The organism is Sphaerisporangium corydalis (assembly GCF_025506355.1).
Taxonomy (GTDB): Bacteria; Actinomycetota; Actinomycetes; order Streptosporangiales; family Streptosporangiaceae; genus Sphaerisporangium; species Sphaerisporangium corydalis.
Genome location: NZ_JANZYP010000040.1, coordinates 63,707 through 88,906, shown reverse-complemented (window position 1 = coordinate 88,906; position 25,200 = coordinate 63,707). Strand labels below are relative to the sequence as shown.

Genomic DNA, 25,200 nt, shown 5'->3' with positions numbered 1-25,200 from the left:
CCGAGACCCCCCCGCATAGCGAAACCTCCGTCCCAGGGCGCCCTTGATCCCCCCACCCACCCACCTACCGCGTCGCCTTAGGGGGCGCCGAAGCAGTGAGACGGTGTACGGCGACCCCGGCCCTCAGTACGGCGGCCCACCGGAAACCAGGCCCACCCCGACACCCAGGGCGCGTCTGATGGGCGTCGCGAGCCCTCGCATACCGAAACCTTCGTACCCGGGCGCTGCCCTTGATCTCCCCGCCCTCCACCGTGCTCCCCTACGTGGCGCCGAAGCGGTGAGACGGTGTACGGCGATCCCGGCGCCCTGTACGGCGGCCACACCGGCAAACCAGGCCCACCCCGACCCAGGCTGCCCCTGACCCCGCACAAACGACACGCTCTCGCCAGGCGCCCTTGATCTCCCACCCACCGTGCCGCCTCACCAGCCGCTGAAGCAGTGGGACGATGTACGACGATCCCGGCGCGCCGTACGGCGGTCACCCAGGCGAACGAGGGGACACCGCCCGTACGACGTCAACCCAATGATCGTCCATAGACTCCACGTCGGCCAGCCACTACCCCGGCCCCGCTGGACCCCCCACAGGGCCCTGGCGGCCCGTCGGCAGACTCGGTAAAGCCTCCCCGCTCCCACGACCCCCGGTAGCCCTGGCAGACATCATGTGGGCACCAATATGAGCCACCCTCGACGAGAAAGAAGGAGAGAGGCCCGCGGCCGGTAGCCCGCGATCGCCTCGTGATTTCGATGAGTCGCACAGACCCGGCGGGTACCGCCCAGCACAAGCCCACCCCAGACCCCTCGACCCCCGCCCCCTCGGACCCCTCGGACTCCACCACGCCAGACCCCTCAACTCCCGCCACCCCACCCGCCCCCGCACCGACAGGACCCGCCGATCACGAACCGGCAGGCCCAGGGCAGCCCGCCCCGCCGGCATCCGATGACCAAGCCCCCCCAGCCGATGCACCGGAAGGCGATCCCCCTCCCACCAAGAAGAAGTCCAGCTGGCGAGAGTCGATCCTGCTGGTGTCCGGAGGGGTGGTCGCCGCCCTGCTGGTGCGCCTGTTCGTCCTGGACTCCTTCTACATCCCGTCCGAGTCCATGGAGGACACCCTGCTGATCAACGACCGGGTGATCGTCAACAGGCTGACGGGCGACCTGGGACGCGGCGAGGTGGTCGTCTTCGACGGCTGGGACGGCACCACCACGATCAAGCGAGTGATCGGCATCGGCGGAGACCACGTGAAGTGCTGCGACGCCAAGGGGCGCATCACGGTCAACGGCACCCCGCTCGACGAGGAGTCCTACCTCAACCCGCAGGACTTCCCCTCGCAGAAGAAGTTCGACGTCACCGTGCCCAAGGACAGGCTCTGGCTGATGGGCGACCACCGTGCCGCCTCCGAGGACTCCCGCGCCTACATAGACGACCGGTTCCACGGCACGATCTCCACCGACCACGTGATCGGACGGGCGTTCGCGCTCTACTGGCCGTTCTCGCGGGTGACCACATTGCCGGTCCCGGCGACGTTCTCAAAGGTGCGATAGCGTACCCCCACGGCCGATTGGGGCGTAGGCTTGGCCGCATGGTCGCGCTCGAATCGCCGTTGATCGGCCGGGGGGCTCGACTCTCCCGCAGGTCCGTACCCTCGCGGCGGGCAGCCGAGCCGCTCGCCTTATGACTGTCCTATTTCGCCCGCGCCCCAGCATCGTGCGGCGGGATTCGGGGCTCTACGGCTACGAGCGCGCGCTGGCACGCCGGGGCCTGTCCCCGATCGCCGGCGTGGACGAGGCGGGCCGTGGAGCCTGCGCGGGGCCTCTGGTGGTGGCGGCCGTGGTCCTCGGCCCCGAGATCGAGGGTCTGGCCGACTCCAAGCTGCTGACCCCGGCTCGGCGCGAGGTGCTGCACGACCGCATCCAGGCGACCGCCCGCGCCGTGAAGGTCGTGGTGATCCCTTCCGAGGAGATCGACTCGCGAGGGCTGCACAAATGCAACATCGCCGGTATGCGGCGGGCCGTGGTCGGCCTCGGGTGCGATATCGGGTACGTTCTGATCGACGGGTTCCCGGTTCCTGGTCTTCCCGCGCCGTCGCTGGCGGTGTGGAAGGGTGACCAGGTCTCGGCCTGCGTGGCGGCGGCGTCCATCGTCGCCAAGGTGACCAGGGACCGCATGATGACCTCGCTGGACGGCCGGTATCCCCAGTATGGTTTCGCCGAACACAAGGGATATGTCACGGCCGCGCATCGGCGGGCGCTCGCGGCTCACGGCCCCTGCCCGCATCATCGGTTCTCCTTTGTGACAGTGAACTCGGTGGTGCGGTCCGGAGCGGGCAGTGAGATAGGCGAGAATGGAGTGGGGGCCGGTGTCGCCTGATTGGTCGCGCCGGGGAAGGAAGGGAAGTGGAGGACCGGGATGAGCGCAGAGGATCTCGAGAAATACGAGACCGAGATGGAGTTGCAGCTCTACCGGGAGTACCGCGACGTGGTCGGTCTGTTCACCTATGTCGTTGAAACCGAGCGGCGCTTCTACCTGACCAACTCCGTCGATCTCGACGTACGCACCGCCGAGAACGGCGACGTCTTCTTCGACGTCAAGATGCAGGACGCCTGGGTGTGGGACATGTACCGTCCCGCGAGGTTCGTGAAGAACGTCCGGGTGGTCACCTTCAAGGACGTCAACGTCGAGGAACTGGCCAAGCCAGACCTGGAAATGCCCAAGGAAGGCTTCTCCACCTAAACCCCCTCGCCCCACCATCACCTCTCACCACGCCCCGCCACCCACGCCCCGGCGTCGGACACTCCTGCCCGCCCCTCGACGGCACGCGGCAAGACCCGCACCCGGCGCGCCATAAAGCATGCAAGCCAGTGACCCTGGCGACCCTGCGTTCACGACCTCCCACAGCCGCCGCCAGGGCGGTAGTGGCCGGATCACACTCTGGCCGAGCCACTCTGTTTCCTCCCCGCCCCACACGTGGGCGCAGGCAGGAGGAAGTTTTGGTGCCCGATGGGACGCCGAGTCAATCGCCTAGGGTTCACCCCGCCCGCTATCGTCGCCACCACAACGCGCCTACCTTGGCGGTGCGTCGGTGGCGCGGTGAGCCGTGGCGTGGACATTCTGGCCCCACGGTTGTGGGCCGATGAACCCCGTGTCCCTTTCCCCATTGAGGTCCACATCCGGTCCTGATCTCGGAGACGACTCGGATCGTCTGGCCTCTTGATTTGGGTGCTTTGTCCCAAATTTGACCATTTAATGGATTCGCTGAGCCCTGAATCTTCCTTAGACCAGCGCAGCATGTTCGTCCCCAGCAGGGCGCACCTCCCAGCCACGCATTTATCCACAGGCCAATGCCGGGATCTTCGAGGACGGTCACCCCAGGACCCAAGCCTCCGGTTCGCAAAGTCCCTGTGGCAGCGGGCTGTTCGGACGAGTGCCTCCCGCCCGGGAACCGGTGACCGGCCGTCCACAGGGCCCTGTCCCAAGCGTTTCTGTCCACAGAATCCGGTTCGGCCGTCGAGGGACAGAGGTCCTTCGAGAAGGTCAGCGCCGGAGGTGGTCTCATGGCCGCGACGCATGAGCTTGGAAAGCACGGCGAGCAGCTCGCCGTCGATTACCTGCGGGCAGCGGGCCTGCGGATCCTGGAGCGCAACTGGTGGTGCCCCGATGGCGAGATCGACATCCTGGCCCGTGAAGGGCCGGTTCTGGTGGTCGTGGAGGTCAAGACCCGCTCGGGCAGAAGCCACGGCACCGCCTTCGAGGCGGTGACCCACGCCAAGCTCGCCCGGCTCCGCACCCTGGCGGCCAAGTGGCTGAGCGGCCAGCCCGAGTGGTTCTCCTCCATCCGCATCGACGTCGTGGCGCTGGAGCGCTTCGCCGGAGAGTTCTCCATCCGTCACGACCGGGGGGTGTCCTGAATGGCCGTCGCCCGTACGCGCTGCGTGGCCCTGGTCGGAGTCAGCGGTCACGTCGTCGAGGTGGAGGCCGACGTGGGTCACGGCATCGCGGGGGTCAACCTGATCGGCATGCTCGACACGGCCCTGAGCGAAGCCCGCGACCGCGTCCGCTCGGCGATCATCAACAGCAGGTACGCCTGGCCGGACGCGCGGGTCACGATCAGCCTGTTCCCCGCCAGCCTGCCCAAACGCGGAAGCCTTTTCGATCTCGCCATCGCGATCGCCCTGCTCGGAGCGGCCGGTCTGGTCCCGAGGAAGCGCATCTCGTCCCCGTTCTTCCTCGGAGAACTCGGTCTGGACGGCTCGATCAAACCGGTTCGCGGAGTGTTACCGGCCGCCGTGGCGGCGGCCGAGGCGGGCGCGCAGTCGGTGGTGGTGCCGTTCCAGAACGCCGCCGAGGCCGGCCTGGTGCCGGGGCTCACGGTCGTGCCCGTGATCAATCTCGCCGAACTGGTCGAATGGCTGCGAAGCGGCGACGAGGCCAACATGCCCACCCTCACCGAACCCACCGAACCGGTCTCCTGGAACAAACCAGACGCGCAGGCGCCACCCGCGCTGGACCTGGCCGACGTCGCCGGTCAGGCCATGGCGCGCAGCGCCCTCGAAGTGTGCGCAGCCGGCGGCCACAACCTCTGGATGATGGGCCAGCCCGGCACGGGGAAGACCATGCTCGCGGAACGGTTGCCCACCCTGCTGCCGCCGCTCGACCGCGACCAGGCGCTGGAGGTCACGGCCATCCATTCGGTCGCGGGCATCCTGCCTCCCGGCCGCCCGCTGCTGACGCACCCGCCGTTCATGGCACCGCACCACACGGCGACCATCGCCGCCATCGTCGGCGGAGGGAGCGGCGTGATCCGGCCGGGTGCCGTCTCCCGCGCTCATCGGGGCGTGCTCTTCCTGGACGAGGCCCCGGAGTTCCCGGCGCGCGTGCTCGACTCGCTGCGACAGCCGCTGGAGTCGGGGAAGGTCACCGTGGCCCGTGCCGCCGGCACCGTGTCGTTTCCAGCCAGGTTCATGCTCGTTCTGGCGGCGAACCCGTGCCCCTGCGCGCAGCCGTCCACCCCCGAGAGTCCTTGCCAGTGCACCCCCACCCAGCGGCGGCGCTATCTCGCCCGCCTCTCCGGGCCGTTGATCGACCGCATCGACGTCAAGGTCAGGCTCAACCGCTCGACCCGCCGTGAACTGCTCGCGGATCGCCAGTTCATCGAGCCGAGCACGGTCGTGGCCGAGCGGGTGTCGCAGGCGCGGGAGCGCACGGTCAAGCGTCTCGCGGGCACGCCATGGAGATGCAACGCCGAGATCCCCACGGCCATGCTGCACGGGGATTACCGGCTGCCCTCGACGGCGATGTCCCCGCTCTACCGATGCCTGGACACCGGCGAACTGAGCGCCCGCGGACTCGACAGGGTCATACGCGTCTCCTGGACCCTCGCCGACCTCCTCGGCAAGGACCGCCCCGAAGTATCAGAGACCAACGCCGCCCTAGGCCTATGGCTAGGCACCGAATGAACGCCCCCACCACGACCACGACTGCGCCTACGACCGCGACTGCGACTGCGACTGCGACTGCGACTGCGACCCCGATCGCGACCGGGACCGGGACCGGGACCGCACCTGATGATCCTCATGCGACCACCGCCTCCCAATCGATCACGAGCGGTCCGCCGAGATCGGACACGGGCGTCCGTCCAGAAGACCCCAGTGCAACGCATCCCGAGAATGCTCACCCCACCCCACCGCCGACCGTCAACGCCGGTCCAGAGAACGACACCGAAGGCGATCCCCCAACCGAGTCCGGCGCTTCAACGGCCGACGGAGACACCCTCTCGACCTCCGAACCACCCGTCGGATCCGAAACGCCCCTCACCTCTGGACCACCCCTCGTCTCTGGACCGCTCCTCGGCGGCGAGTCGGACGAGGCCGCGGCGCGCGGGCAGAGTGGTGCGTCCACCAGGGATGGCGATCAGGCCGACCCCTGGGACATCGGTCCTGATCGCGGATCGCCGCCCGAAGCCGGCCCGGGGGAGAGAAGAGACCATGGTGTCGCCACCGGGAGTGGTTCACAGACCGATTTCGGGTACGGCGTGGGCGAGGGGAGCCTTCGGTGGGACGCTCGGCGGCTGGCCAGGGTGACGCTGATGCGGCTGGCGGACGCCGGGGACCGCGTCATGGGGAAACTGGTCGCCGCGTACGGCCCCGAGGGGGCGCTCGGGCAGGTGCGGCGAGGGTGCCTGGATCCCGTCTTCGTCGAAGAACTCGCCGCCGTGAAAGGGCGTCCTCTCGATGTCCGCCGATTGCTTGAGGCGTGGCGCGCACGGCTCCCGGCGACCGATCCCATCGCCGACCTCACCGAAGGGGAGCGGCTGGGAGCACGCCTGATAGTGCCTGGGGATCTCGAATGGCCCACCCAGCTCGACGACCTGGGGTCCGAACGGCCCCTGGGCCTGTGGCTCCATGGGGACGCGGATCTCCGCTTCTCCTGCCTGCGTTCCGTGGCGGTGGTGGGATCCCGCGCCGCGACCCCCTATGGCGCCCACGTCGCGGCCGAGTTCGGTGCCGGGCTCAGCGAGGCCGGCTGGACGGTCATCTCGGGCGGCGCGTACGGCGTGGACGCGGCGGCGCATCGAGGAGCCCTGGCGGGCGTCGCGCAGACCATCGCCGTGCTGGCATGCGGCACCGACATCGCTTATCCCGCCGCGAACCAGGATTTGTTCGCGGCCATCCGCAGCAGGGGAGTCGTCGTGAGTGAGTGTCCACTGGGCGTCCGGCCGACGCGCCTTCGCTTCCTGGTACGCAACCGGGTGATCGCCGCGCTGTCTCGGGGCACCGTCGTCGTTGAGGCGGCGCTCCGCAGCGGGGCGCTGAACACCGCAGGCCACGCCGTGACGCTCAGGCGTCATCTGGCGGCGGTCCCCGGCCCGGTGACCTCGGAAAACTCCGTGGGGTGCCACCGCCTGATCCGGCGATCGGAGGCGGTCTGCGTCACCTCCGCCAGAGAGGTCATCGAACTGGTCGGAGCCATAGGTGATGATCTGGCGCCGGAGCCGAGAGGGCCGGTCCTGCCCAGGGACGCACTCGACGACGAGACCCGGCGCGTCCTGGAAGCGGTGCCGGCACGCGCCGGTTCCGGACCGGCGACGATCGCGGTCGCGGCAGGCGTCGACCTCCTGACGGCGCTGAGCTCCCTCGGAGCCCTCGCAGCCGCCGGCTTCGTCGAACGCGCCGACCAAGGCTGGCGCCTCCGCCGACCCAAATAACCCCGAACCACCCCACCCGCCCCCCGATCACCGCAACCAAGGACCCAACCGAACCCCCAACCCCCCAAACAGATGCGTGAAGCCAAAGCCCCCTGCCAAAGGGTGTCGAATCAGCCGAGGGCTCGGCCTCCCTTCTGGACGCATGCCGGAAACGCTTCAGGAGCCGTTCAGTGGCGACGGTGGTGGATCCGCCACATCAGGGGAGTGCACCCGTCCGCCGTCTTGAGCGACATGGATGTGGGTCGGCGGAGGCTCTGTCCCGTGCTGGGCGGATGCCGGGAATGCTTTTGAAGTCGGTGTGTGGTGTTTATGGCGGATTCGACACGCTGGGGGTGTGGCCGTCAGTCGTCTGGGGTGCTGTGGGTGTGGGGTCGGCTGGGGGGTCTGTCTTGTGCTGGGTGGGGGTCGGGATGCTTTTGGAGTTGTTGGTGGTGGTTGGGGTGGGTCTGCTGTGTCGGGGGAGCGTGGTCGGGCGCCGCTTGGGACGGGGTTCGGCAAGATGGCAGTATGAACGCTCCCGCGACAGGTGTGCGCCTGCCCTGGTCAGCTGTGCCTGAGAAGATCCGCCAGGCCGTCGAGGCCCGTCTGGGTGCGCCGATCGCGACGGCGGTGACACAGGCGGGAGGGTTCTCCCCGGGAGCCGCCGTACGGCTGACGTTGACCGACGGCCGGCGGGCGTTCGCGAAAGCCGTCGGCCCCGAGCCGAACCCGCTGAGCGCCGACATCCACCGGGCCGAAGCCCGCATCGCCGCCGCCCTTCCCGTCGATGTGCCGGCGCCCAGGCTGCTGGCCTCGTTCGACTCCGAAGGGTGGGTCGCGTTGCTGTTCGAGGACGTGGACGGTCACCCGCCCGCCGACCCCTGGCGGGCCGACGAACTGGAGCGAGTGCTGGACACGTTGGGCCGGATGGCCGCTGGCCTGACCCCGTCTCCGGTCGTCGCCCCTACCGCGGAGCAACGGCTCGGTGACCAGTTGCAGGGATGGCGGCGCCTGCTCGCGGCGCACAAATCGGGGGCGGACGACCTGACCGGGCTTGACCCGTGGGCAGCGCGTCACCTGCCCGCGCTCGCGGATATGGAGGAGCGGTGGCCCGCGGCGGCGGAGGGAGAAAGTCTGGTCCACGGGGACATTCGGGGCGACAACCTGCTGCTCACGGCCGACAAGGTGGTCGTCGTCGATTGGCCATGGGCGTTCCTCGGGGCCCCGTGGTTCGACTTGCTGCAGATGCTGCCGAGCGTGCGGATGCAGGGGGGTCCGCCGCCCGAGGCGGTCTTCGCCGGTCACCCGGTCGGGCGGAGCGCGGATCCTGCCGCGGTGACCACGGTGCTGGCCGCGCTCGCCGGATTCTTCATCTACCAGTCCCGTCAACCCGACCCGCCAGGCCTGCCCACTCTGCGCGCTTTCCAGGCGGCCCAGGGCGAAGCCGCCCTTGAGTGGCTCCGCCTCCGCACGCCCTGGACCTGAGCCCACCGACCAGAAGGAGGGCCTTCAGCTACCTGGAGGGTCTGCGGTTTGGGGTCTGCTCGTTTCGCTGATGGGCCATCTCGGCAGGAGGCGTACCTGGCCGAGGCCGAGGAGGAGGAGAGCGTCGAGGTAGCGGTTCTCGTTGATTAGCCCCCAGTGCAGGCAGGACGTGGGGCAGTGCCCCGTCGCTTCCTCGACGGAGCCGATCAATGCTCCGCCTTCCACAGGTTGCCCGCGCCGGACCGAGGCGTGGACGGGCAGGTACGTGGTGCGCAGCCCATCGGGATGCACGATCATGACCACGCCCCGCCCGGCGAGGGGCCCGGCGTAGCCCACGACACCTGAGCCCGCCGCCTTGACCTCCTGTCTCGGCCGAGCCAGGAGGTCCACACCTCGGTGGCCAGGAAGCCATGGCTGGGCGGGCGGGTCGAAACGGCGGAGCACGGTTGGGGGTCCGTCCAGAGGCAGGTGCCACTTGGGTTCCTTCGACGCGAGCGAGCGGCCGTCAGGTTCAGTCGGCAGGGGCGGAACGGGAAGGTAGGCGGCCCGGCCCGGCGGCCCGTGAGCCGAGGACGGCGGTGTGGCCCTGTCGGTCATTTCGCTGCTCACCCAGGCCACCCCTGGTGGCTGAGTGGCCGCAGAGGGGGAGCCGACCGTGAGGAAGGACACGATCAGCAGCAGGATCCCGGAAAGTCGCACAGGAGGAGACTGGCCTGAAACAACCGGCGCCCATCCACCGAACGCCGTTCTGTGGATAAGTCCCGGGCGTTGTCCGAGTGCGGATGGGGTATCGGATGGTGGGCGAGGTCATTGCGGAGCTGGGGGTTCAGGTCGGGCTTGATCTACCTGCCGTCCGGGTGACGGGGGAAGATCCGGTTCTGCCGTCCGTTTTCAAGGTCGGGACAGCCGCTGCGGCGTGCGTCGGCGCTATGGCGGCGGCCGTCGCGCGGTCGCGCCGACCCGTCGATGCCGTGACCTCGGATGCGGGCCAGGTGGGTGCGGAAGGTCCTGCGAGGCAGGTGGAACGCGCGACGGCGACAGGTGCGGAAGCCCTGGTCGAGGTGGACATGCGGGAGGCCGCCGTCGCGTTCCGGGACGAGCTCTACTTCCGCGTCGACGGAGAGCCGGCCGTCGGCTGGGCACCCCTGTCAGGGGACTATCGCACGGCCGACGGGTGGGTCCGGCTGCACTGCAATTTCGATCATCATCGCGACGCGGCACTTCGCGCACTCGACCTTCCCATCGGCGCCGATCGGCTCGCGGTGACCACCGCCTGCGCCGCCCGAGCCGCCCGGGAGATCGAGGACGCGGTGACCGAGGCGGGAGGATGCGCCGCCGCGATGCGTAGTCGTGCGGAGTGGCAGGAACATCCGCAGGGCCGCGCGGTGGCCGATCTCCCCCTCATCGGCCTCGACCGGCTCGACTCCGCAGAACCATCCGACCAAGGCCGGCCCGTACCGGTCGGATCCCTTGACCAAGGCCAGCCCGTATCGGCCGGATTCTCTCATCGAGGGCGGCCTGGGCGACATGACGCCGATGGAGGCCTCCGGGTCGTTGGCGGTTCTCTTGGTATGGCTCGCGACGGCCGGCCTGGGCGCATGGTGGCGCAGGGCTTTGACGGGCCTGAGCAGGGCGAAGGGAGTGGGGTGAGGCCGCTGGAGGGGGTTCGGGTGCTGGATCTCACCCGGGTGATCGCGGGTCCGGTCACGACCCGGACGCTGGCGGCGTACGGGGCGCAGGTGCTCCGCGTCGGCGCCGCCCACCTGCCGGAGGTTCCCGGCCTCGTGATCAGCACGGCGTTCGGGAAGCGGTCCTGCGAGCTCGATCTGCGTACCCGGCAGGGAGCGGACGCGTTCAGGCGACTGGTCGCGGGCGCGGATGTGGTCGTCCAGTCGTATCGGCCGGGTGCGCTGGCCGGGCTGGGGTTCGGCCCAGCGGACCTGGCCGCGATCAGACCCGGGATCGTCTGTGTCGACATATCGGCGTACGGCGGGCGGGGTCCGTGGGCGGGGCGGCGTGGGTTCGACAGCCTCGTCCAGATGGCCTGCGGCATCGCGGATGAGGGCGGACGAGGGGAGAGGCCGGTCCCGCTGCCGGCGCAGGTGCTCGACCACGCCACCGGCTGGCTCGCGGCCCTGGGTGCCGTCGCCGGGATCCTGCGCGGGCGGGCCGAGGGGGGTTCCTGGCACGTCGAGGTGGCGCTCGCCCGCACCGCCCTCTGGCTGGACGGGCTCGGCCGTGTCCCCGGCGCGAACGTCGGCGAGCCGGAGGCGGGCGACCTGCTGGAGGAGGCGGAGACCCCACTCGGAAGGCTGACCTACGTCAGGCCACCGGGGAAGATCGCTGGCGTCCGGCCGTACTGGTCATCCCCACCTCCACACCGCGCCGAGCATCCTCCGGAGTGGGTCTGAACGGGACCCATATCGGCGGACGATCGCTGGCGTCCGTTCTTGGTCGTGTCCGCGAGGCGGTGAGCATGGCCCGGAATCGGGCTGAACCGGACTCGGCTCGGCGGAGGCCATCGGCTTCGGCGTCAGGCGGTCGCGGGCGCGGGGTGGCGGAGCGGGGAGAGCCAGACGGCCAGGATGGCCGGGAGCACCAAGGCGGCGCTGGTCCACAGGGCGGGGCGCAGGCCGATGACCTCGCCGAGCAGGCCGCCCGTGATCCCGCCTAGCGTCATGATCCCCATGGTGGCGACCGTCATGACGGCGTTCACGCGGCCGAGCATGTCTGGCGGGGACTCGCGGAGCTGGATCGACCCGTAACAGACGCTGAACACCACGGTGGCGAGCCCGCTGATCGCGTAAGCGCCCATGAGAAGCGGGACCAGGAGCGAGGCGGACCCGTGCGCCGAGGCGAGCGCGACGAATTCGAGGGGGAACACGATGACCGCCCCGAGAATGACCCGGTTCTCGGTGAAACGGCGGGTGAGCCGGGGCGCGGCGGCGGCTCCGGCGAGGCCGCCGGCGCCGAACGAGGCGGTCAGCAGGCCGACCACCCCAGCGGGCAGGCCGAGGGTGTTCACGGCGAAAAGGATGAAGAGCGCCATCTGGGCGGCTGACGCGAAATTGACCACCATGCCGGTCGTGATCAGCGCTCGCAGTACACGATGGTCCACTACGGCCCGCAGCCCTTCGCGGATGTCGGCGAGAACGCTTGTCCTCCGAGGCCGAGACTCCGGACTCTGAGACCCCGAACTCCGAGGTCCCGGACCTTGAGACCCCGGACCTTGAGACGTCGGATTCCGAGATCCCGGACGCTGAGACCCTGCGCTTTGAAGCGCCGGACGCTGAGACTCGGTAAGGATCTCGTCCACCGGTTCGGGCTTCTCGGGCGATCGGATCGAGCGCAGGCACACGGCCGACATGAGGAACGACAGCGCGTCGACGACCAGGGCGAAAGGCGCGGTCAGGGTCTGGACGAGGACGCCGGCCAGCCCGGGGCCGCAGACGCTCGCGGCGGAGTAGACCGTCTGGAACCCGGTGATGGCGGCGGTCCGCTGGTGGTCGGCGACGACGCTGGGCAGGTGGGGGAACCAGGCCGCGCGGTAGAAGACGGAGCAGGTGCCCACCGTGAACGCCACGGCGATCAGCCAGGGAACCGTTAGCAGCCCGGTCACCCAGGCGAGCGGCACGGTCAGGACCGCGATCGCGGACGCGACCTCGCAGGCGATCAGGATCGGACGGCGGCGGGCGAGCCGGTCGGCATATGCGCCGGCGGGCAGGCCGATCAGCAGGTACGGCAGGGTCGTGGCGGCCGTGAGCAGCCCCATCTGCAAAGGGGTCGCTCCCAGCAGGGCGGCGGCCGTGAGGGGGACGGCGAGACGGGAGATCTCGGTGCCGGTCTCGGATACCGCACGCGCGGACCACAGCAACCGGTAATCGCGCTGCCGCCGGAGGGGGACGCTCTGGTTCATGGATATGAAGGTAACGCTTCATAACTATGAAAGCTACCCTTCAGATCCTCCGATCTCATGAGCTGGGCGGGGGGTAGGACCGGAATCGGGCCCGGCGATCACGGGGACGTACGGCGGGAACGCACTACCGTTCCTTGTATGAGTCAGCAGAACCAATTGGTCGATGACCCTCGCGCCATGCGGGCGCTGGCGCATCCGGCCAGGCTGGCCATCCTCAGGCGGCTGCAGGTGGAGGGTCCGGCGACGGCGACGGAGTGCGCGGAGGTCGTCGGGATCTCTCCGAGCGCCTGCAGCTACCACCTGCGCATGCTCGCCAAGTACGGGTTCGTGGTCGACGCCCCGCCGCGCGGGGACGGGCGCGAGCGGATGTGGCAGGCGCCGCACCGCGGCTTCACCGTCGCCGAGCCCGACGAGCTCACCCCGGAACTGGCCGACGCGAAGAACGTCCTGGCCAGGACCGTCGTCAGCGGGCTGATGGACGACCTGATCCGCTACCTGGAGTCCAGCGTCCGCGAGTCACGGGAGTGGCGCCAGGCCGCGACGATCAACCAGATGCTCCTCCTGGTGAACGCCGAGGAGCTTCAGGAGCTGGGGGCGCGGTTGACCGAGATCCTGCAGCCGTACCTGTCCAAGTCGCGCACACAGGAGGAGGCGCCTCCCGACGCCCGGCTCGTCCAGGGAATCGTCCAGCTCTTCCCCCGCCCGCCCGGGTGACCGGCGGGCCCCGGCGGCCTTGCGCAGCCAGGGCCGCTCTCCCCGGGTGAACGAGCGCGTAAGCCGGCCTGTGCGCGCAATCTGCCCGCCCAGGCCGACGGCCCGGGCCGCCAGGATCATGGACGGCGGGGTGAGGGTCATGGCACCAAGGTGAGGCGCACGGACACGTGGATCACGCCGCGCGCAAGCGGATCGTCACCATGCGGACGCGGATCGTCAGCGCGCCGCCCGTTGAGAGGTACGGGGGCCTTGTCCGGTGGGCCGGACGTGGCTGGGTTCCGGGTACACTTTTTGGTGGCCCGTCAGACGGGCCGACTTCGCACGCCCACAGGCGAATCGTCCTCTCGGTCCGGGTCCTGATCCGGATGGGACGACTCAGGGCGTCAGGGCGGTGGCCGCAGGCTTCCGCATACAACCGAGGCACGCGCCCTCAGGGCGCTCTACCCAGGAGGACCATACTCATGGCCCCCGTCGTCACCATGCGACAGATGCTCGAAAGCGGTGTTCACTTCGGGCACCAGACCCGTCGCTGGAACCCGAAGATGAAGCGCTTCATCCTCACCGAGCGCAACGGCATCTACATCATCGACCTCCAGAAGTCGCTGGCCTTCATCGACCGCGCCTACGACTTCATCAAGGAGACCGTCGCCCACGGCGGCACGATCCTGTTCATCGGCACCAAGAAGCAGGCCCAGGAGGCCATCGCCGAGCAGGCCGCGCGCGTCGGTATGCCGTACGTCAACCAGCGCTGGCTGGGTGGCATGCTCACCAACTTCTCCACCGTGCACAAGAGGCTCCAGCGCCTGAAGGAGCTCGAGGAGCTCGACTTCGACAACGTGGCCGGCTCCGGGCTCACCAAGAAAGAGCTCCTGATGCGCCGCCGCGAGAAGGACAAGCTGGAGCGCACCCTCGGTGGTATCCGCGACATGGCGCGCGTTCCCAGCGCGGTGTGGATCGTGGACACCAAGAAGGAGCACATCGGGATCAGCGAGGCCCGCAAGCTCAACATCCCGGTCGTCGCCATCCTCGACACCAACTGTGACCCCGACGAGGTCGACTACCCGATCCCGGGCAACGACGACGCGATCCGCGCCGTCAGCCTGCTGACCCGCGTGGTCGCCGACGCCGTGGCCGACGGCCTGATGTCCCGCGCCGGTGCGAACCGTGGCGATGACAAGCCGTCCGGTGCCGCCGTCGCCGAGCCGCTGGCCGAGTGGGAGCGCGAGCTGCTCACCCGTGCGGACGACGAGGCCGCTCCGGAGGCCGCCGCCGACGAGACCGCCACGGTCGCCGCCGAGGAGGACGCCGCTCCGGCTCCCGAGGTCGAGGAGGCCCCTGAGGCTGTCGAGGCCGAGGCCGCCCCCGAGACCGACGCCGCTCCCGAGAAGGTCGCCGAGGACGCGCCGGCCGCCCCCGAGGCCGAGGCCGGCGAGGACACCGAGCAGCAGGCCTGAGGCTCGCACAAGACCGTACGGCCCCCCGCCGTACGGCAAAGCAAGGCTCTACACGGGTGGGCGTGCCGCGAGGGCGCGCCCACCCGATCCACGACGACTCGACGAGGGAAAGACAATGGCTTCCGTGAACATGGCCGACGTCAAGCGGCTTCGTGAGCTGACCGCCGCCGGCATGATGGACTGCAAGAAGGCGCTCGAGGAGTCCGAGGGCGACTTCGACAAGGCCGTCGACCTGCTGCGCGTCAAGGGCGCCAAGGACGTCGGCAAGCGTGAGGCGCGCACCGCCTCCAACGGCCTGATCGCCGTCAAGCACGAGGGCGAGTCCCTCGGCGCCCTCCTGGAGCTCAACTGCGAGACCGACTTCGTGGCCAAGGGCGAGCGCTTCCAGGAGCTGGCCGCCCGGGTCGTCGGCCACGTCCTCGCGTCCCGGCCGTCCGACGTGCCGAGCCTGCTGGAGTCCGACCTCGACGGCAAGTCCGTCAAGGAGTACCTCGACGAGGCCAACGCGGCCCTCGGTGAGAAGATCGAGGTCCGCCGGTTCGTCGTGCTCGACGGCGGCTACGTCGCCTCGTACATGCACAAGACCGACCCGCAGCTTCCCCCGACCGTGGGCGTCCTGGTGCAGCTCGACACCCCGAACGCCGAGGTGGCCAAGGACATCGCCCAGCACACCGCCGCGATGGCCCCCAAGTACCTCAGCCCCAACTCCGTCCCGGCCGACGTGGTCGAGAAGGAGCGCACGGTCTTCGAGCAGATGACCCGCGAAGAGGGTAAGCCGGAGGCCGCGATCGGAAAGATCGTCGACGGCCGCGTCAACGGCTGGTACAAGGACTTCACCCTCCTGGAGCAGTCCTTCGTCAAGGACCCCAAGAAGAGCGTCGCCAAGGTCGCGGCCGAGGCGGGCGTGAAGGTCCTGGGCTTCGCCCGCTACAAGGTCGGGCAGGCATAGGCTTAGCCAAGAGGCACCTGACCAGCTTCGTAAACGTCAACGAGGAGGCCGCCGTCGTGCAGGAGATCCAACAACCCGCTACGTCGGCGGCTTCGTCGGACAAGTCGTACAACTGGCCGCTTCGCTGGAAGCGGGTCATGCTGAAGCTTTCCGGTGAGGCGTTCGCGGGCGCCGAGCCGCTGGGGATCGACCCGGTGGTGGTCGCCAAGCTCGCCGACTCCGTCGCCGAGGCCGTGCGCGAGGGAGTGCAGGTCGCCGTGGTCGTCGGCGGCGGCAACATGTTCCGCGGCGCCGCCCTGTCCGAGCGCGGCATGGACCGTGCCCGCGCCGACTACATGGGCATGCTCGGCACCGTCATCAACTGCCTCGCCCTGCAGGACTTCCTGGAGAAGCGCGGCATCGAGACGCGCGTCCAGACCTCGATCACGATGCAGCAGGTCGCCGAGCCCTTCCTGCCCCGGCGGGCGATCCGCCACCTCGAGAAGGGCCGTGTGGTCATCTTCGGCGCCGGACTCGGCTCGCCGTTCTTCTCCACTGACACCTGCGCTGCCCAGCGCGCTCTCGAGATCGGCGCCGAGGCGCTGCTGAAGGGCACCCAGGTCGACGGGGTCTATGACTCAGACCCGCGCAAGAACCCCGATGCCGTACGCTTCGACCAACTCGACTACAGCGAGGTCCTCACGCGGGGCCTCGGGGTCATGGACGCCACCGCGATCAGCCTCTGCATGGACAACGGCCTGCCCATCGTCGTCTTCGACCTGATGGGCGAGGGCAACATCCTGCGGGCGGTGCGCGGTGAAAAGATCGGCACGCTGGTGAGTCCGGTAGGGAAATAGGGAGCCGCTGTGATCGACGAAACCCTCTTCGAAGCCGAGGAGAAGATGGACAAGGCGGTCGTGGTCGCCAAGGAGGACTTCGCGGCGATCCGCACCGGCAGGGTCGGCCCCTCCATGTTCAACAAGATCAACGTCGACTACTACGGGTCGCCGACCCCGGTGCAGCAACTCGCCTCGTTCCACGTGCCCGAGGCTCGCATGGTCATCATCCAGCCCTACGACAAGGGTTCGATGACCGCCATCGAGAAGGCGATCCGCGACAGCGACCTCGGGGTGAACCCCGGCAACGACGGTGCGGTGATCCGCGTGGTGTTCCCCGAGTTGTCGGAGGACCGCCGCAAGGAGTACATCAAGGTCGCCAGGAACAAGGCCGAGAGCAGCAAGGTCTCGGTGCGCAACATCCGGCGGCACGCCAAGGAGACGCTGGACAAGATGATCAAGGACGGCGACGCCGGCGAGGACGACGTCCGCCGCGCCGAGAAGGAGCTCGACGACCTCACCCAGAAGCACGTCGCCAAGATCGACGAGCTGCTGAAGCACAAGGAGTCCGAGCTGCTCGAAGTCTGAGCGCGGGACAGGTCGCAGGTCACGTTGGGCGCTTCCACTCCGGTGCCGGCCGCGGGTGGGAGCGCCTTCGCCGCGTTCCGGCCCATCGCCGCCCATACCCGCCGCTCCGGCGGACGGTGCCGGGAGAGTGGGTCGCCGAGCGGTGCCGGACGGGTACGAGAGTGGGATCACAGTGGAAGGTACGGCGGCGGGCGGCAACGGGCCGTCCGGCGGCCATCGGTCCGGGGAGCACCCGCCCGGTGCGTCCGGGAGCGATCCTGGCGCCGAGGGCGCCCCTGGGCCTGAGGACGGTCCCGGTCCTGCGGAGGGATCTGAGCCTGGCCGAGGTCCTCGGCCCGAACGCTCCGACCCGCCGCGCCCGACCTTCGAGAACCCTCCAGGCCTGGCGCCCCTGATTCCACCGGAGCCCGAGACCTCGCCGGCATCCGATGACCTCCCAGGCCCGGTACCCGAGGCGCCGTCACCCCCGGATCCCCCCAGCCCCGAAGGTCCGCCGACCGGTCTGCCGAACATCGGCCTCAAGCCCGGGGGCATCCGCACCGGCCGGAACCTGCCCGCGGCGATCGGTGTCGGTGTAGCCCTCGGTGCCGCCGTCATCGCCTCCCTCTACGTGTTCAAGGTCCTCTTCCTGCTCGTGCTGGTCGCGGCGGTCGGCATCGGCATCGTCGAGATGGTCCGCGCGCTCGCCACCCGCGACATGCGGGTTCCGGCCGTGCCGGTGGTGGCGGGCTTCCTGGTCATGATGGCCGCCGCCTACTGGGGCGGCCCGATCTGGCTGCTGGGGTCCTTCACCCTGACCGTGCTGACCCTGCTGACCTGGCGGATGTCCCAGGGCCAGGACGGGTACGTCCGCGACGTCTCCGCGAGCGTCCTGACCTCCGTGTACCCCGCGCTGATCGCGGGGTTCGTCCCGCTCATGCTGGCCAAGCCCGACGGGGCGGACCGTGTGGTCATCTTCGTCGCCGTCACGGTGTGCAGCGACATCGGCGGGTACTTCGCCGGGATCCTGTTCGGCCGGCATCAGATGTCGGTGATCAGCCCGAAGAAGACCTGGGAGGGATTCGCCGGTTCGGTGCTGGCCTGCGTCCTGTGCGGCGCGCTGCTGGTCCGGTTCCTGCTGGAGGGGCAGTACTGGCAGGGCGCCGTCGTCGGCGTCGTGGTCGCCGTGTGCGCCACCCTCGGTGACCTGGTCGAATCGGTCATCAAGCGTGATCTCGGCCTCAAGGACATGGGCAATCTGCTGCCCGGCCACGGCGGCCTGATGGATCGCCTCGACTCGCTGCTCGCCACCCTGGTCCCGGTCTGGCTGCTCCTGGCGGTCTTCGTCCCCATGTGATCACCGGACCCGCGTGACCCGAAGAGATCACAGGCACGTCTGCGAAGACGTCACGGGATGCGTCCGGACAGGGAGATCGCCTGGAAGCCGTGGTCGGCGGCCAGCTGGAGTTCCTGCTCGGTGATGGGCACCAGCCAGAGCCAGCGGACCTCGTCGCCGCCGAAGGCGAATCCCGACAGGTCGGGCAGGTTCGGCACCCTGTCGAGCATCAGCACCCCCTGGTAGTTCGGGCCGAGCGGGAACGACGCCGACTCGCGGTACCAGCGCGCCGTGTGGCCGTGGCCGAGCCAGGTGACCGAATGCCACGGGTACCGCGCCAGCCAGAGGAAGATCCGTGCTGCCTCGGTCACCTCACCACGGGTGGCGATGGCCAGCTCGACCCGGGCGTAGGTGTCCGGCCGCTGGATGTACTGCTCCACCGTGGGCATGCGCTGGCAGCTCATCCCCACCGTGGAGATCATCGTGTACCCGTCCCGTGGGCGCTCGGTGATGCCCACCGTGGGGAGGCGATCGCCGCCGACGTCCCAATACCTTCCGGCCGGGCCGGCCTTGGCGTCCAGGTGGCTCATCACGAACTGCTGGAACGACGACCAGGAGCCGTCGCCGTCCCGCCACTCCCAGTACGAGCGCGCCTTGGCGATCCGGGGCGCCAGCCCTTCCAGCGCCTCGTCCAGGGCCCAGGCGAACGGTGATTCCCCGACGGCGTCCCTCGCGTATCCGGGCATTCCACGCTCGAGATCGGCCCAGCCGGGAATGACCGCCAGAAGCTGGCCGTTGCCGTACAGGGCGGCGCCGTCGCCCTCCTCGAACCAGAGCACCTCCAGCTCGTCGGCCCTGAACGGGCGCGTGCCCTCGGGCATCCGCGTGTTGGCCTGGGGCATGACGGGGGCCCGCCCGCCGCCGATCCGATCCAGGTCGACGGATGGGGGAGCCTGCCCGTGGTTGGCCAGCCAGACCGCTCCGTGGATCCCGCCTTGGGCGTCGCGCAGGTAGGCTACCGACGACACCCCGTCATATTCGACGGTCACCGCGCGACTGCCGTAGGGGCTGGTGTCGGTGAGAACGACATCGGTGGTGCCCAACGCTCATCCGCCTTTCCGGTGGACGTCTCCCCGTTCGGCCGAGGATCGCAATAGATCACACGGAATGGCTGTCCAGTGCAGCTTCTGGCAAACCGTTAAGAGAAGGACATGTCCGCCGAGCTAACCTTTGTCGCCCCAAGACGGGCAAAGCCCTCCCGCCATCTGGCCGACCTGTCGATGGCGGAGCGTCGTACCGCCGTGACGGAGCTGGGGGAGAAGCCCTTCCGCGCCGACCAGCTCTCCCGGCACTATTTCGAGCGGCTCACCACCGATCCCGAGCACATGACCGACCTGCCGGCCGCGTCGCGCGACCAGCTCGTGACACAGCTCATGCCCAATCTGCTGACGTCGGTCCGGGAGATCACCTGCGACGAGGGGATGACCCGTAAGACCCTTTGGCGGCTCTTCGACGGCGCGCTGGTCGAGTCGGTGCTGATGCGCTACCCCGATCGGGTGACCATGTGCGTGTCGTCCCAGGCCGGATGCGGCATGAACTGCCCGTTCTGCGCCACGGGACAGGCCGGGCTCACCCGCAACATGTCGACGGCCGAGATCGTCGAGCAGGTCGTCTCCGGCGCCCGCGCGCTGGCCCGCGACGAGGTCCCCGGCGGCCCCGGACGGGTGAGCAACATCGTCTTCATGGGCATGGGCGAGCCGCTGGCCAACTACAAGGCCGTGATCGGTGCGGTCCGCCGCATCGTCGACCCCGCGCCCGAGGGCCTCGGCATCTCGGCCAGAGGCGTCACCGTCTCCACGGTCGGCCTGGTCCCGGCGATCGAGAAACTGTCGAACGAGGGGCTGCCGGTGACGCTGGCCGTCTCCCTGCACGCTCCCGACGACGAGCTACGCGACACGCTGGTGCCGGTCAACACCCGCTGGAAGGTCGGCGAGGTGCTGGACGCGGCCTGGGCCTACGCGGCCAAGACCAAGCGCCGCGTCTCGATCGAGTACGCCATGATCAAGGACATCAACGACCACGAGTGGCGTGCCGACCTGCTGGGCCGCCTGCTCAAGGGCAAACTCGTCCACGTCAACCTGATCCCGCTCAACCCGACCCCCGGCTCGAAGTGGACGGCCTCCCGTCCTGAGGACGAACGAGCCTTCGTCCGGCGCCTGGAGTCCCACGGCGTCGCCGTCACCGTCCGCGACACCCGAGGCCGCGAAATCGACGGCGCCTGCGGCCAACTAGCCGCCGCCACCCCCGACTCCTAACCCACCCCCAACCCCCGGACCGGATCACGAAAGGCCCCCACTCCCAGGACCGAACCACCAAGGGCCTTCACCCCCGGGACCGAACCTCGATCCGCCTTCACCCCGAGACCGAAACCACAAACCGGCCCCGCCTCCGGGCCGAACCTCGAACCACCTTCACCCCCGAGACCGAATCACGAAGGGCTTTCACCCCGGACCTGACCTCGAACCGGCCCTCCACCCACCACCGGGACCGGATCTTAACCCCCGGGAGCGAACCACGGACCCCCACACAAGCGCGTAACCCCAGACCTGCCGGCATCGCGGTCGCCGGGCCACTTCTCTTCCGCCACCATCGGTTTCACCCAAACAGGCGCCGAAGCGGTGGGACGTGGGACGGCGAAATCGGCGCCCGGTACGGTGTCTGACCGGCAAGCCATCGATCTGATGGGCAAGCCAGGGGTGGGGGATTCTCCAGGTTCATCGGGGGTGGCTGCAGAGAGGCCGGGCCAGGGGGAGGCTTTGATGTGGGGATTCGCTCACTAGATGTAGCGAAATGCGTTGGCGATCACCGCCACCAGCACGACGGTCAGCGTACCCACGAAGATCATCCGCCAGACCGCAGCCCAAGCCGCCGACTTCGCGCCGGGGATCTTCGCGGCCGCATCGGCCGCGGCCTTGATCGCGCCCTTCCACGCTTCCCAGGCGTTGACCGTCCGCTGATAGAGCCGGCCGACGGCGAAAAGGATCATAGCGATAAGAAAGATCACCAGGACCCGGCCGTCCGAACGATCCATGGCACACTCCTGCCCGAGGAATAGTGATTTCGCGCTCCGAACCTATTCCAACTCCCCGGGCCGGCAACAGGAAAAGAATTCCTGGAATCCCAGCCAAGCCATCGGTCAAATACGGATATACATGTAATGCCGACTATCCCCTTGGGTATGAATCGGGAAATGGTGGGAACCGTCGCCACGGTCACGACGATCGTCATACGGCACCGGTGAAAAGCGCCCACACCAGATGCCCGGTGGCCGGATCGCCTTCGCAACCGACCCTGGAGACGAGCCGACGCACGGTGACCAGCCCTCGACCGTCCTCGGGCAGCTCCCAATCGGCGCCCACCTGAACGTCCTGACTGCCCCCCGAAGAAGAGGACAGATCGCTCGCTCCGGTGACGTCCGCCGAACCAGGCTCGATCTCTTCGATCGATCCAGTGACGTTCGGCGTGCCGCCGCCACCCAGGTCGTACACCCCGACGCGCACGCTCTCCGGACCCCGGATCAGCTCCACGACGAAATACCCGCCGCTCCCGCCCGACCTCGTATGCAGTAGGGCATTGTTGACCAGCTCGGCCGTGACGAACTCCGCGTCGTCGTTCCACCGCGTGTCCTCAAGAAGGCACCTCACCAAGAATCTGGCCCTGGACGCCTGCTCGACGCGGCCGGGAAATGCCCGGCGCCACACCATCCCGCCGGCCAAGCACTCATGACTGCCGATCGGTCCCCGAAAATCGGCGATCCCCTCGGCACCTGACTCCACCACAGGCTCGCCCGCCTCGGAATCCGGCGGCTGGGTCACGGCCCGGCCGCCGTGCTTCACATAGGCGTCGATGGTCCGGTCGGCCACGTGGGCCACCTCCTCTGGATCGCATGGCGGGCCGATCCCGCACCGTGCAGCACTGTGACCGCAGGCGATGCCGTCGACCGCCCCCAGTACCGCACCGGGAACCGCTCACCTCCCCGGACCTCCGGGCATGCGCGTACGCCGCCCCAAGGCCTCCGGAATCCCGCCTCCTGGCCCGGCACGATCCACCAACCGCCCACCTCCGCCCAGGCAGAAGCGCGCGAGTATTTGCCCTAAATGAGCAACTGGAGGATTCCGCATTCCACACGGGGGATTGTGTCGAGAATAAACGCGGGCCGCCGGCAGGATGCCGCGCACAGCGCCGAATCGTAGTCCGCGAATACGCCACTTCAATTGGTGATCGTGTGCGTACAATCCGTTCGAAGATTCGGACTCGCCCGATCATGGTCTCCATGGCCGAGCGGGTGAACGGAAGGAGTGCGATGAGAAATGCAGGCGCTCCCTGCCATTTCGCGGTCGGCGGGTGGACGCGAGCGGTGAGCGTGTTACGTGCGGGAATATGCGCTTTTCTGCTCTGTCCAGCCGCAGCATGCGGTGGCCCCACTCTCGACGAGGCCGCCCGCGTACTGGCCAAGGACGGCAGGGAGGTGGCGAAGCTGCCTTACGTGAAGAACAAGAAGGTCACCGACCTCACGGGCAAGGAAGGCGACGACAAGACCGGTTGCCCCGAGGGCACGGCCCGCCGCTCGTTCGAGGTCGCCGCCGACTTCGAACACGCCCCTACGCAGGCCACTTCGGAGCGGGGCATCGAGTACGAGCTCATGCTCATTGGGCTGGCGTACAAGCGAGACGGCGGCTTCGGGTCCACGCAGGATGGGCTCGTCGTCACGGCCTGGCGCAAGGAGGTCCCCGGCATCACCTTCATGCTGGTCACGAGGTCGACCGCCCCGAACATCGTCTACAGCGGCAGGTCGGACTGTCTCCCGGACGGGACGCCAAAGGTCGTGCGACTGCCGTGATCCATGATCTCGAAGGCCCAGACCGCCCGATGATCCCGGACGGCCGCACCCGCCCACGGCGGACCTCAGAGCCCGCTCACCGCCGAGAGCGAGGTCTCCCTCTGCTCAAAGTGATCGACCTGAAACTGTCGGTGACGATCCGTAGCCTGTTCAGTGGTTCCTGCTGGTGGAGCCAAGCAAAGAGAGGATGTCGATCATGACTGGTGAGGGGTACCGCATCCTGCTCGGGGCGCGGCGGCGGGCCGACGTCCTGCGAGCCAAGGGGTTCACCTACGACCAGATCGCCGACGTGCTCGCGCTGGATCACCAGGTGAGCCCGCTGAGGCTCTACCGCTTCGCGCACGGCCGCACCGTCGCCGACGTCGTCAACGCGTTCAACGACCTCGACCCTGCCGGGGCCGCCAGCCTGCGCGACGCCCGCCTGTACGACTACGAGATCCATCCAGGGGCCGGCCGCAAGCCGCCCGTCCGCGCCCTGACCACACTGGCCCGCATCTACCAGACCACTGCCCGCAATCTGGTCGGCGACGACGAGTACGCCACGTACGGCCCTGTCGACCGGCAGGCCTTGAACGCGACCGACTACCGCCACCTCGACCCCTGCCGGCTCAGCCATCACACCCGCCTCGCGGCCGGCGAAGCCCATGCGAGCATGGACACGACGGCCGGAAGACGGACGACGCGAACCTCGGACGCGCCGTATGGGCTGTCTCCCGGAGACTGCGCTGAGGTGCTCCGCGCGCTCAGCGCCGAGGAGGCCGACGTGCGTCGACGCGAGTTGCTCTTCGAACTGGCCCTGGCCCTCGGCGGCCCGCCCGCCCTCAGCTTGCTGCGTCATCTGGCTCCGGACGAGGGGGTGCGGCTCGCCCAAGCGTTGCGCACCCCGGGGCGCGTCGACGCCGTGACCGTCACGAGCCTGGAGAAACTGATCGCCCACTGCTGGCGCCTGGACGAAACCCACGGCCCCGCAACGCTGATCCACATGGCCGACACCCAACGCGACCTGGTGTCCCGCCTGCTCAAAAGCTATTCCCTCTCCCCAACCCTCCGCGACCGCCTCACAACCGCCTACTGGAGCCTCAGCCACCTGGGCGGCTGGCTGCACTTCGACCTCCTCGACTACCCAGGAGCCGTCCGCCGCTACACCGAAGGCCTGGAAGCCGCCCACGAACTCGGCAACCCCACCTTGCTGGCCCACATACACGGTCTCCTGGCTGATGCTGCCAGTTACCAGGGGAGATGGTCCAAAGCACTGGATCACGCGTATGCCGCGCAGGGTTGGGTCAAAGAAAGCAATAGTCGACTTCAGCATGCGGCCACCTCGGTCGCCCTGGCTCGTACTCTTGCGGAGGCGGGAAACGCATCCGCCAGTCTCCGCGCGCTGGACCACGCTTGCGACAGGGCCGGGGACGGTCCCACCGAGGTTGACCCATCCCACTTGTACTGGTGCACGCCCTCACGGGTTCAGCGTCACTCCCTCTACTGCCTGGTCATGCTCAAGCACTCGGACCAGGCCGTGTATGTCGGAGAACAGGTGTTACGGGAGGTAGAACCGTCTTTCGGGCGGCAGCGTGGATTTGTCCTTATCGATGTTGCCACTGCCCTGATCCAGAAGCGGGAAATCGCTGGCGCGGCAAGCCAGTTGGGTGAGGCGGCTTCGATCACCGCCCGGCACTCATCCATGCGCCTCGTCCACAGCCTTCGTGCGACACGGCGACTGCTTCAACCATGGGCCACAAACACGTACGTCCGAGATCTGGACGACCAGCTTCAGGCTTTAGGGCTTTCGGCAAGCCCCTCGGTGTGACGTCCTACCTTCGGGCCGCGACCCCGTCATGGTCACGGCTGTAGACCTCCCCGTTGGGTTAAACGATCAGTAGAGT

General features: G+C 68.8%; 23 protein-coding genes. 17 read left to right on the top strand and 6 right to left on the bottom strand.

Features of this window, described 5'->3' with window-relative positions; genetic code table 11:
- Positions 1–744: 744 nt before the first annotated feature.
- The 7 genes from lepB to NYZ98_RS25230 all read left to right on the top strand — a co-directional run bounded on the left by lepB (position 745) and on the right by NYZ98_RS25230 (position 8,666).
- The gene (lepB, locus tag NYZ98_RS25260) at positions 745–1,542 is read left to right on the top strand and encodes a signal peptidase I (RefSeq protein WP_262845618.1); all 798 of its coding nucleotides are present in this window, start codon (positions 745–747) and stop codon (positions 1,540–1,542) included.
- Positions 1,543–1,672: 130 nt separating this feature from the next.
- Positions 1,673–2,368: a ribonuclease HII gene (locus NYZ98_RS25255; RefSeq protein WP_262845616.1), complete on the top strand. Its 696-nt coding sequence runs from the start codon at positions 1,673–1,675 to the stop codon at positions 2,366–2,368.
- A gap of 39 nt (positions 2,369–2,407) precedes the next feature.
- Positions 2,408–2,731, top strand: a complete 324-nt coding sequence (locus NYZ98_RS25250; RefSeq protein ID WP_114028898.1) for a DUF2469 domain-containing protein — start codon at positions 2,408–2,410, stop codon at positions 2,729–2,731.
- A gap of 821 nt (positions 2,732–3,552) precedes the next feature.
- Positions 3,553–3,906, top strand: a complete 354-nt coding sequence (locus NYZ98_RS25245; protein WP_262845613.1) for a YraN family protein — start codon at positions 3,553–3,555, stop codon at positions 3,904–3,906.
- Positions 3,907–5,454 (top strand): YifB family Mg chelatase-like AAA ATPase, encoded by a 1,548-nt coding sequence (locus NYZ98_RS25240; RefSeq protein WP_262845611.1) that lies wholly within the window; start codon positions 3,907–3,909, stop codon positions 5,452–5,454.
- Positions 5,455–6,083: 629 nt separating this feature from the next.
- Positions 6,084–7,202 (top strand): DNA-processing protein DprA, encoded by a 1,119-nt coding sequence (dprA, locus tag NYZ98_RS25235; RefSeq protein ID WP_262845609.1) that lies wholly within the window; start codon positions 6,084–6,086, stop codon positions 7,200–7,202.
- Positions 7,203–7,709: 507 nt separating this feature from the next.
- Positions 7,710–8,666, top strand: coding sequence for a phosphotransferase family protein (locus NYZ98_RS25230; protein WP_262845607.1), 957 nt, complete (start codon positions 7,710–7,712; stop codon positions 8,664–8,666).
- A 24-nt stretch (positions 8,667–8,690) separates the two neighbouring features.
- On the opposite strand, the gene NYZ98_RS25225 is transcribed toward NYZ98_RS25230, so the two are convergent.
- Positions 8,691–9,263 carry a murein hydrolase activator EnvC family protein gene (locus tag NYZ98_RS25225; protein WP_262845626.1) on the bottom strand — a complete coding sequence of 191 codons (573 nt, stop codon included), beginning with the start codon at positions 9,261–9,263 and terminating at the stop codon, positions 8,691–8,693.
- Positions 9,264–9,814: 551 nt separating this feature from the next.
- Positions 9,815–10,174, bottom strand: coding sequence for a hypothetical protein (locus NYZ98_RS25220; protein WP_262845628.1), 360 nt, complete (start codon positions 10,172–10,174; stop codon positions 9,815–9,817).
- 63 nt (positions 10,175–10,237) lie between these two features.
- Here NYZ98_RS25220 and NYZ98_RS25215 point away from each other — a divergent pair, with 63 nt between their 5' ends.
- The gene (locus tag NYZ98_RS25215) at positions 10,238–11,077 is read left to right on the top strand and encodes a CoA transferase (protein ID WP_316249605.1); all 840 of its coding nucleotides are present in this window, start codon (positions 10,238–10,240) and stop codon (positions 11,075–11,077) included.
- A 122-nt stretch (positions 11,078–11,199) separates the two neighbouring features.
- Here the strand turns inward: NYZ98_RS25215 and NYZ98_RS25210 are convergent, their stop codons facing one another.
- The gene (locus NYZ98_RS25210) at positions 11,200–12,582 is read right to left on the bottom strand and encodes an MFS transporter (RefSeq protein ID WP_262845605.1); all 1,383 of its coding nucleotides are present in this window, start codon (positions 12,580–12,582) and stop codon (positions 11,200–11,202) included.
- 138 nt (positions 12,583–12,720) lie between these two features.
- Here NYZ98_RS25210 and NYZ98_RS25205 point away from each other — a divergent pair, with 138 nt between their 5' ends.
- The 6 genes from NYZ98_RS25205 (at position 12,721) to NYZ98_RS25180 (ending at position 18,438) form a co-directional block, all read left to right on the top strand.
- Positions 12,721–13,296, top strand: a complete 576-nt coding sequence (locus NYZ98_RS25205; RefSeq protein ID WP_262845604.1) for a helix-turn-helix domain-containing protein — start codon at positions 12,721–12,723, stop codon at positions 13,294–13,296.
- 461 nt (positions 13,297–13,757) lie between these two features.
- A complete protein-coding gene (gene rpsB, locus NYZ98_RS25200) occupies positions 13,758–14,750 on the top strand; it encodes a 30S ribosomal protein S2 (RefSeq protein ID WP_262845602.1) in 993 nt (330 codons plus the stop codon).
- 115 nt (positions 14,751–14,865) lie between these two features.
- Positions 14,866–15,699, top strand: coding sequence for a translation elongation factor Ts (gene tsf, locus NYZ98_RS25195; RefSeq protein WP_262845600.1), 834 nt, complete (start codon positions 14,866–14,868; stop codon positions 15,697–15,699).
- Between the two features lie 137 nt (positions 15,700–15,836).
- Positions 15,837–16,535, top strand: a complete 699-nt coding sequence (gene pyrH / locus NYZ98_RS25190) for a UMP kinase (protein WP_262845599.1) — start codon at positions 15,837–15,839, stop codon at positions 16,533–16,535.
- 9 nt (positions 16,536–16,544) lie between these two features.
- Positions 16,545–17,102, top strand: a complete 558-nt coding sequence (frr, locus tag NYZ98_RS25185; protein WP_262845598.1) for a ribosome recycling factor — start codon at positions 16,545–16,547, stop codon at positions 17,100–17,102.
- A gap of 394 nt (positions 17,103–17,496) precedes the next feature.
- Entirely contained in the window at positions 17,497–18,438 is a 942-nt protein-coding gene (locus tag NYZ98_RS25180) for a phosphatidate cytidylyltransferase (protein ID WP_407696428.1), read from the top strand.
- A gap of 50 nt (positions 18,439–18,488) precedes the next feature.
- Here the strand turns inward: NYZ98_RS25180 and NYZ98_RS25175 are convergent, their stop codons facing one another.
- Positions 18,489–19,520 (bottom strand): suppressor of fused domain protein, encoded by a 1,032-nt coding sequence (locus NYZ98_RS25175; protein ID WP_262845597.1) that lies wholly within the window; start codon positions 19,518–19,520, stop codon positions 18,489–18,491.
- 108 nt (positions 19,521–19,628) lie between these two features.
- On the opposite strand from NYZ98_RS25175, the gene rlmN reads away from it, so the two are divergent.
- The gene (rlmN, locus tag NYZ98_RS25170) at positions 19,629–20,732 is read left to right on the top strand and encodes a 23S rRNA (adenine(2503)-C(2))-methyltransferase RlmN (RefSeq protein ID WP_262845596.1); all 1,104 of its coding nucleotides are present in this window, start codon (positions 19,629–19,631) and stop codon (positions 20,730–20,732) included.
- A gap of 521 nt (positions 20,733–21,253) precedes the next feature.
- Here the strand turns inward: rlmN and NYZ98_RS25165 are convergent.
- Entirely contained in the window at positions 21,254–21,508 is a 255-nt protein-coding gene (locus NYZ98_RS25165; RefSeq protein ID WP_262845594.1) for a hypothetical protein, read from the bottom strand.
- Between the two features lie 193 nt (positions 21,509–21,701).
- Complete coding sequence (locus NYZ98_RS25160) at positions 21,702–22,340, bottom strand: ATP-binding protein (RefSeq protein WP_262845592.1); 639 nt, start codon at positions 22,338–22,340, stop codon at positions 21,702–21,704.
- Between the two features lie 605 nt (positions 22,341–22,945).
- On the opposite strand from NYZ98_RS25160, the gene NYZ98_RS25155 reads away from it, so the two are divergent.
- Positions 22,946–23,317 (top strand): hypothetical protein, encoded by a 372-nt coding sequence (locus NYZ98_RS25155; protein ID WP_262845591.1) that lies wholly within the window; start codon positions 22,946–22,948, stop codon positions 23,315–23,317.
- A gap of 196 nt (positions 23,318–23,513) precedes the next feature.
- The gene (locus tag NYZ98_RS25150) at positions 23,514–25,124 is read left to right on the top strand and encodes a hypothetical protein (RefSeq protein WP_262845590.1); all 1,611 of its coding nucleotides are present in this window, start codon (positions 23,514–23,516) and stop codon (positions 25,122–25,124) included.
- Positions 25,125–25,200 lie beyond the last annotated feature (76 nt).